We start from the raw sequence: 7031 nt of genomic DNA, 5'->3' as shown, positions 1-7031 counted from the left end.
CGTCCGCGGACGCATCAAACGCTGACGAACTCCGGGAGAAACGGAGTGAGGAGGATCACAGGCAGCCGCTCAAGATTCATTGCCGGTACGCCCACCCCCTGGTACCGAGAGAGGAGGACACCGCGTGAGGAACGGAGCAGATGTGAACACTCTTCCGGCCATACCAGCTCAGCCGCATTATCGAACCTTCGTGCCCATCTCCCTCCCCGCAGCACCGCTCGGTATGGCAGTCGTCGTAGCCACTCCCGCCGACGGAGGCGTCCGTTTGGCTCACCGAGATCAAGGACCTGGGCCTGGGCCTCTCCCAACTGCTGGTCCGGAGCCGGACCTTGTACGCACCCTGCGGCTGCGAGGAAGGGCAACCGGAGTGATCAAGCACTTGACCGGCAACACAGTTATCAACCTTGATAGATCTCCAGGCGATGCGGACGACATCGCTGCCGAGGTCCTGACTCTTCCGCGCAGCGAACGGTGGCGGAAGGCGGTAACGACGGCGCTCATCGGGGAATGGTGTGAGCCCTTGGTCCACGACGGCCACCTTCCCTTCACGGCTCTCGGCGCGCTGAAGGCCGAAGCCCGGAGAGTTCACCGCCAACTGGTTCCGATCTGGCGGCGGCGCACCCGACACGGCCGCATGCTGTCGCTCGACGCCGACCTCGGCGACGGGCTGTCGCTCTACGACTTGGTCGCCGACGGTGTAGACCTACTCACTCACACCACGAGCGGGACGTGCGAAGACGATAGGCTTAACGCCGTTCTACGCGGCCTCGACCTAGTTGAGCGGCAGGTGGTGTTCGCCTACGCCGAGGGCGAGAGCACCATCTGGACCGAAGCCGCGGCCGCATCTGGAGCCATGGACCCGACCGCCTTCGGCGAACGCGTGCGGCGCAAAGTCAAACGGCTTGCTGACGAACAGGCACGGCGCAGCAGGCTTCGACAGGCCATGGACAGCAGCCCTGAGTCTCTCCCAAATTTGTTGCCGGTCCGGCCGTCGTCTGGGACCGAGTAGGGACACCGCCCCTCCGGCACAAGGAGCATCTGCGTGAGCCCCGTGTACGTCCCGATCCGCCAGTCCCTCGTCGTTGAGGAACCCGCCGGTCACTTCAGCTTCCTCGACCTCTGCTCCCCCGGCCAGAAGAACATGGCGGCCGAGGACATCCCGAAGGGCGAGGTCCTCAGCGTTCAGGCACCCAGCCTGGGTGACCCCAGGTTCCTCGCACTCTCTCCCAGGCAGCAGCTCATGGTGGTCGAGGCCGCCGACGGCCTGCGTAGGACCAACGTTCCCAAGGAACGCGCAGTGGAGCGCACTGTGCCGTCCGTCCGCTACGCACATCCGGACCTGCTGCATGCCTGCACCGTGCGTTCGGTGGTCAGCGGCTGCACGCCCGTGCGGCGCTCCGAGACTGCCACCGACTGGGTCGAGCCTCTCGCGGCTCATACGCTGGTGCTGCCGCGCAGCGACCGCTGGAACCAAGCCGTGACCACCGCGCTGCTGGGCGACTGGTGCGCCCCGCTGCTGACCGAGGGGTTCCTGCCGGCCACCGCCCTAGGCGCGCTGAAAGCCGAGGCCCGCTCACTACACCGTCAACTGGTTCCGATCTGGCGGCGCCGCACCCGGCACGGCCGCGTGCTGTCCCTGGACGCCGATCTCGGCGGATTGTCGCTGTACGACCTGGTCGCCGCCGACATCGATCTGCTGACCCACACGACGGGCGGGGTATTCGAAGACGATCGGCTCAACGCCGTGCTCCGCGGCCTTAACGAAGCCGAGCGGCTGACGGTGCTTGCCTACGCCGAGGGCGACCGCACGACCTGGACCGAGGCATCCGCCGTGACCGGAGCCGCCGACCCGGAAGCCTTCGGTGAACGCGTCCGACGCAAGGCCAAGCGCCTGGCTGCCGAGCAGCGCCGCCGCATGGCCCAAACGCAGGTGGGGATTTCTCAAGAATCTTTGCCGGTAGGGCTGGAGCCCGAGACCGACAGGTGAAGCCCCTCCTGTCGAAGGATTCCAGTCAACATGATCGCTCTCCTCCTTATAGCCCTGCTGGTCCTTGCGCTCGTCATCTGGCGGGCCATGGACAAGGCCGCAGAAGCCGATGTCACCGGCATCATCAGGTGTACTCTCGCGGCGATTGTGACGCTCGTTCTCACCTACGTTGCCCTGCGGGTCGTACCGCCCGAGGCCGTTCCTGAGGTGCTCCAGGCGGCACTCACGGCTTTCAAGTCGGCATGACACCGCCCCCTGCTGGAGGTGGAGCGAGACCCCCTCACCGCCTGTCACACGTTTTTGGGTGGCCTGTGTCGTTTGAGGAGTTCGTCGAAGAAGGTGGTTAGGAGCTGCTCGCCGTGCGGCGGCGGGGCGTCAATATAGGTGGTGGGGCCGCCGTCGCTGGCGGCCGCTGCGCGCGAGGGGCAGGGCCCGGCCCGCGGGGTGCTGCACGCGCCGGACTGTGAAGAGGCACCCGAGGGCGCGCTGCTGCGCGATGTGCAGCGGGCCCTGCACGTCGCGGAGATCTCGGGGACGCAGCTGTGCACGCTGTGCGGGTGCGTACAGGAGCTGACGCCGATGCTGCGCGGCTTCGACCACATCGGCGACTCCTGACGCACGTCGGTCAGGGGGTGTCGCCGGAGTAGTAGAAGCGGCACACCACACCCGGGCCGCCCGATGGGCGCGGGTCGTCGGGGCAAGGGTCGTACAGTGCCCGGCCGCCGGGCCACCGGCCCAGCTCGGTCATCAGGGCGATGCCGTCGTCTATCTCTTCCGGCCGCCAGCCCGTGATGTCGAGCAGCAGTCCGTCCAGCGGACCGCCGACCAGGGTGGCGTACGTCTGGTGCGGCAGCGGGCCGGGGCGGGGGTCGTCGTGGCCGCAGCCGTACACCCGGCCGCGCAGCAGCTGCTCGTCATCGGTGTTCATCCGGCCAGCCTCGCAGCCATCACCGACAACCACCCCGGCCTCCGAGGCCGCCGGCTACCGACGGCGCCCGGTGCCGAACCGGCTGCGGGGCTTCACGGGCGGCGCTTCGGCTGCCGCGCGTTCGACTTCCTCCGCCTGGCGGCGCGCGACGCGCTCAGCCTCCGCCCGGTCGGCGGCCTCCTTCGCGCACGGCCCGCACAGCCGGTCCCGCTCGCCGGGCCACGAGGACCGCTTGATCTCCTGCCATCGGTCGTCGGTGAACTTGGTGCCGCACCGTGTGCACACCGGCCGCGGCGCCTCCCGGTGCGCGGCCTCGCGCTCTGCCCTGCCGCCGACGGGCCTCTTGGAGCTCCACCCGGTACAGCCGGTCGCCGTCGGGGGTGTCCAGGGCCTCGGACAGCGTCTGCCACTCATCGCGCCCGAGCCTGCGCCACACCGCGCCCGCGGCCCCGGGCCGGGTCGGCGGTGATCCGCTCCAGCTCGGTGACGACCACGGGCACCGCCTGGTGGTAGTCGACCGACCGCGTGGGAGAGCGCCGCAAAGACGCTGCCCGACGCCGTCGTGGCCACGGCCCGGATGCGGTGGTCGGCACCTCCGACCACCGAACTGCGTCTGAGCGCCGAAGGCCCTCACGACCAGCCCTCCCCCGGTCTCGGGACGCTGATCGACCTCAACGCACTGGGCCCCGGGGAGGACAGCATCCGGCCGGAGATGGCCGTCACGATCACCAGATCGCCCATCATGCACCACCAGGAGCGCCAGACCGTTCTGCGCCGGGCACTAGTGCACATGGCGCGGCACTTCGGCTACGTCTGGGCCGAGGAGGACCTGCTGTAGAGCGGTGGCGTGCCCGCGAAGCAACGACTGCGGGGCAGGGGTCCCGGCCCTTGGGCGTCTGCCCACACCGCGAGCACATCACCTGCCTCATGATCGCTTGGGGTTCGGCGTCGCACGCAGGACAAATCAGACGGCCCTGACCGCGTTCGGCTGCGGGCACTGGCGACTCTCTCCCGCACACGACTTTGACCCAATCCCGGCATCGTCACAGCCGCGGGTCCGGGATGTAGGCCTGCGTGCAGCGTGATCGCATGATCGGGTTCCAGGCGAACCAGTGCAGGTTCTCGGCACCAGTTCGCACAGCGACTCCAGCACGGGGGCGAGTAGCAGACGACGGTGCGTCACCGTGCCAGCTTTGGGCCAATGTTGGATTGGACTCACTTTGTGTTTTTGTGGGGCGCAAGGGGCTTTGTGTATGCCTTCCTGACAGAGTGGATCTGCCTGGGTCCAAGGTCCGATGTGTCTCTGGGGAGGGCATGTGAGTGCCGGGGCGGGCGCTATGGCTCTGTTGTTCAGTGAAGCGGAAGGCCGCATCCGGGTAGCGCTGGCTGAGGTGCCGGAGGGCACACATGCTCTGTCTGTGCCGGTACGTCGTGAGGGGATGAACCGCGCACCGCGTAATCGCCAGGGCTTGCTGCGCATTCGGGAAGTCGACCTGGTGACTGCGCGGGAGCAGCCGGCCTATGAACCTCCGGAGACTTTGGATAGCCGGCATCTGGTGTGGGTGCTCTCGGCGCAGCGGCGCTCTTGGGCCACGGTGGAGTCCCGTTTCGGAGACAGGGCGTGGGATGTAGCTCTGGCGCTGGTGCGGTGCGGAGGTGTGGTCCTGCGTTGCGCGGTTGATGACGATCTCGAGCTCGCCGGTCCGTTGGCATGGCGTCTGTCTCATTCGTGGGCATTACAGGCGGATGAGTTGCTGCAGGAGTTGCGCGGATGGCGGGATCCCGATGAGGTACGCAAGGAACTGCTTGCGCTGATGGCGCCGGTACCGGAGCTGGAGCGGGAGCATGTGCTGCTGGATACCTGTCCGGTGGGTTCGCCGCTGAGGGTGCCGCAGGACAGTGCGGTCGCGACCGAGGCGTGGACTGCCTATGAGGCGGCGGTGCGCGCGGCGTCTGTGTGGTGGCCGGCATACCTAGGCGGGGAGCGGTTGTCCGCCAAGGAGTTGGCTGGCCTTGCGTTGAGCGGGTCGAAGAAGTGGACCCCTCCACGGCAGGCGGCTTTCGAGAACCTGGTCGGGATGAGCTTTGACCTGGCGCTCGATGAGGCTGATGTCGATATTCGGGTGCGGGGGCCTTTGCGGTGGCGGGTGGGATCGGTGGCTGCCGACGCTGCGGTGGCCAAGCCGTGGATCGCTCTGCCTGCTGGTGCTCTGCGGCTGGTGGGGGAAGTCGAGCACGGCGGGCGGGGCGTCTTCTTGGTTGAGAACTCGGACACGTTTGAACGCGTGTGTGCGATCCCGGAGGTTACGTCGCAGTGGCTGTGCATCTGGGGCAAGGGGTACGTCACCAACAAGCTGGTTGCCCTGCTGGAGTGGATGCGTCCGGAGCGGATGGCCATCTGGGGAGACCTGGATGCGGATGGGATTGCCATCATCGATGATCTGTCCCGGCGCTTGGACCGCAAGGTGCATCCGGTGGGGATGGAAGTGGAGATGTGGCGTGCCGGCCCCTACCGGGATCAGGAGCCAGAGCAGTATCCGAAGGCACGCGCGCTGGCGGAGAGGATGGCGGCGGAGGGGCCAGTGGAACTGCGGGCCCTGGCGGCGGAGATCGCGGTCTCGGGCGAATCGTGTGAGCAGGAGCCGTTGCACCGGAAGGTGCTGCCTCGCTTGGTTGGGCTGTTGGAGGCGGTGCCGGCCGGTGGGTGAACAGCTCGCGTTCGAAGACGGCGATCGGCAGGATCTGGCGGCGGCTGTTCAGTTGGCCAACTGGCGGGCGTTCATGGCTCCCGTTGCTGAGGATGCTGGTGCTGTGGCGCAGCACCCGCAGGTGGCGCAGGTGGCGCTCGCCATCCTGAAAGCGTTTGCCGAGCATGCCGGGGCGCACGGGCTGTCGAAGGCTGAGGTAGTGCAGGCATTGAAGGGCAATCCTTCAGGGTGGCCGGAGGAGCTGATCGATCGCCGTTTGGCTGTCCTGATCCGGCTGGGGTTCCTTGAGCCGTATCTTCTGAAGGCCCATCAGGACCGGTATGTCGTGCGACCTGCAGGGCTAGCAGGTGCTTTGGCGGCTGAACGGCTGGCGGAGCACGGGGGTGTTGATGAGTTGATCTTGCTGTTGGATCGGGCGAGGGCTGTGTTCGATCGCAGCAATCCCGACCCCGAGGCGGCTCTGGACTATCTGGTGTCGTGCCGGAACGCGCTGCGGGTTTTCGCTCTGGATTTGCAGCGGCAGATTGCTACCGGCACGACGGCCGAGTTGATGGAGTCCCATCGACAGCATGATCATCAAGGGTTCACGCGCCAGGTGAAGGAACTGAACAAACTGGTCACGGACCGGTTCAGTGGTGACTGGGCGCTGGAGGAAGCTGGTTCGGCTCTGATCGAGGCGGAGCAGTTCTACCGTCTGCAGGTCATGGCCGCCGCGGACAAAGTACTTGAGCAGGGCGGCGGCAGTCTGAACTTTGACGTGCTGACCGTGAAGGAGTACGACCACGCCGCGGTTCAGGGTGACGTAGAGCTGCTGTCGCAGGTGGGTACGGCACTGGTCGCCGACGTGCCGGCAGTGTGGATCGAGCCGGCTCAGCTCCTGGAAACAGTGGAGAGGTTCACCCCTCGCTCTCGGGCACGTGTGCGGCCTCTCGTGGTCGAGGGCGACGACGAGGATGAGGACGATCCTTTTCAGTGGGCTGAGGATGCACATGCGCATCTACGGGAGCGGCGTCGGCTGCGGGCCGATGAGTTGTTGGCGGCGGACGAGGAAGTCGATCTTACGCAGGCGCTGTACGAAGCGGGATGGCCTGCGGCTGCATCGATCATCACCGACGTAATGGCGCTGAGTGACGATCCTGACGAGCCCTATACGGTCGTGGTGGAGGACGGTTTGCTAGCCGATCCGGAGGCCTCCGTCACCTATCTGCATCCCCTGCGTCTTCGGCGCCAGAATGTGCCTCAGAGGTCCGATGGGAGTTTGGGTGGCTTCTGAACAGGACGCCATCCGTGAGGCGGATGAGGACAGAGCGTTTCAAGCAGCCTTGCTTCTGGGGCGGTTGCGGGCCGCTGGAGTGACGTCGGCCGAGACGACCGGTCCCGTGGCGGTTGCCGCTGCGGCCGCGGCCGC

The 7031-nt window shown here is 67.0% G+C and carries 9 protein-coding genes; 7 read left to right on the top strand and 2 right to left on the bottom strand.

The window, feature by feature from the left end:
• Positions 1-367 precede the first annotated feature (367 nt).
• The 4 genes from CCN33_RS11495 (at position 368) to CCN33_RS11480 (ending at position 2602) form a co-directional block, all read left to right on the top strand.
• Positions 368-1009 carry a hypothetical protein gene (locus CCN33_RS11495; RefSeq protein ID WP_086693538.1) on the top strand — a complete coding sequence of 214 codons (642 nt, stop codon included), beginning with the start codon at positions 368-370 and terminating at the stop codon, positions 1007-1009.
• A gap of 33 nt (positions 1010-1042) precedes the next feature.
• A complete protein-coding gene (locus CCN33_RS11490; protein WP_086693537.1) occupies positions 1043-1987 on the top strand; it encodes a hypothetical protein in 945 nt (314 codons plus the stop codon).
• Between the two features lie 30 nt (positions 1988-2017).
• Positions 2018-2233, top strand: a complete 216-nt coding sequence (locus tag CCN33_RS11485; protein ID WP_086693536.1) for a hypothetical protein — start codon at positions 2018-2020, stop codon at positions 2231-2233.
• A gap of 141 nt (positions 2234-2374) precedes the next feature.
• Positions 2375-2602, top strand: a complete 228-nt coding sequence (locus CCN33_RS11480) for a DUF6233 domain-containing protein (RefSeq protein ID WP_244173765.1) — start codon at positions 2375-2377, stop codon at positions 2600-2602.
• A 10-nt stretch (positions 2603-2612) separates the two neighbouring features.
• Here CCN33_RS11480 and CCN33_RS11475 read toward each other — a convergent pair whose 3' ends face one another.
• Both CCN33_RS11475 and CCN33_RS11470 read right to left on the bottom strand, forming a co-directional pair.
• Positions 2613-2915, bottom strand: a complete 303-nt coding sequence (locus CCN33_RS11475) for a hypothetical protein (RefSeq protein WP_086693535.1) — start codon at positions 2913-2915, stop codon at positions 2613-2615.
• Positions 2916-2969: 54 nt separating this feature from the next.
• Complete coding sequence (locus CCN33_RS11470) at positions 2970-3200, bottom strand: hypothetical protein (protein ID WP_086693534.1); 231 nt, start codon at positions 3198-3200, stop codon at positions 2970-2972.
• A gap of 277 nt (positions 3201-3477) precedes the next feature.
• Between CCN33_RS11470 and CCN33_RS11465 the strand changes: the two genes are divergently transcribed.
• The 3 genes from CCN33_RS11465 to CCN33_RS11455 all read left to right on the top strand — a co-directional run bounded on the left by CCN33_RS11465 (position 3478) and on the right by CCN33_RS11455 (position 6896).
• Positions 3478-3753 (top strand): hypothetical protein, encoded by a 276-nt coding sequence (locus CCN33_RS11465; protein ID WP_086693533.1) that lies wholly within the window; start codon positions 3478-3480, stop codon positions 3751-3753.
• A 499-nt stretch (positions 3754-4252) separates the two neighbouring features.
• Positions 4253-5623 carry a Wadjet anti-phage system protein JetD domain-containing protein gene (locus CCN33_RS31535; protein WP_167387827.1) on the top strand — a complete coding sequence of 457 codons (1371 nt, stop codon included), beginning with the start codon at positions 4253-4255 and terminating at the stop codon, positions 5621-5623.
• Positions 5616-6896, top strand: coding sequence for a hypothetical protein (locus CCN33_RS11455; protein ID WP_086693531.1), 1281 nt, complete (start codon positions 5616-5618; stop codon positions 6894-6896). Before CCN33_RS31535 ends, CCN33_RS11455 begins: the two co-directional genes overlap by 8 nt.
• Positions 6897-7031: the final 135 nt, after the last annotated feature.

Source organism: Streptomyces recifensis (assembly GCF_002154615.1).
GTDB lineage: Bacteria > Actinomycetota > Actinomycetes > Streptomycetales > Streptomycetaceae > Streptomyces > Streptomyces griseoluteus.
This window is presented reverse-complemented; position numbering and strand designations above follow the sequence as displayed.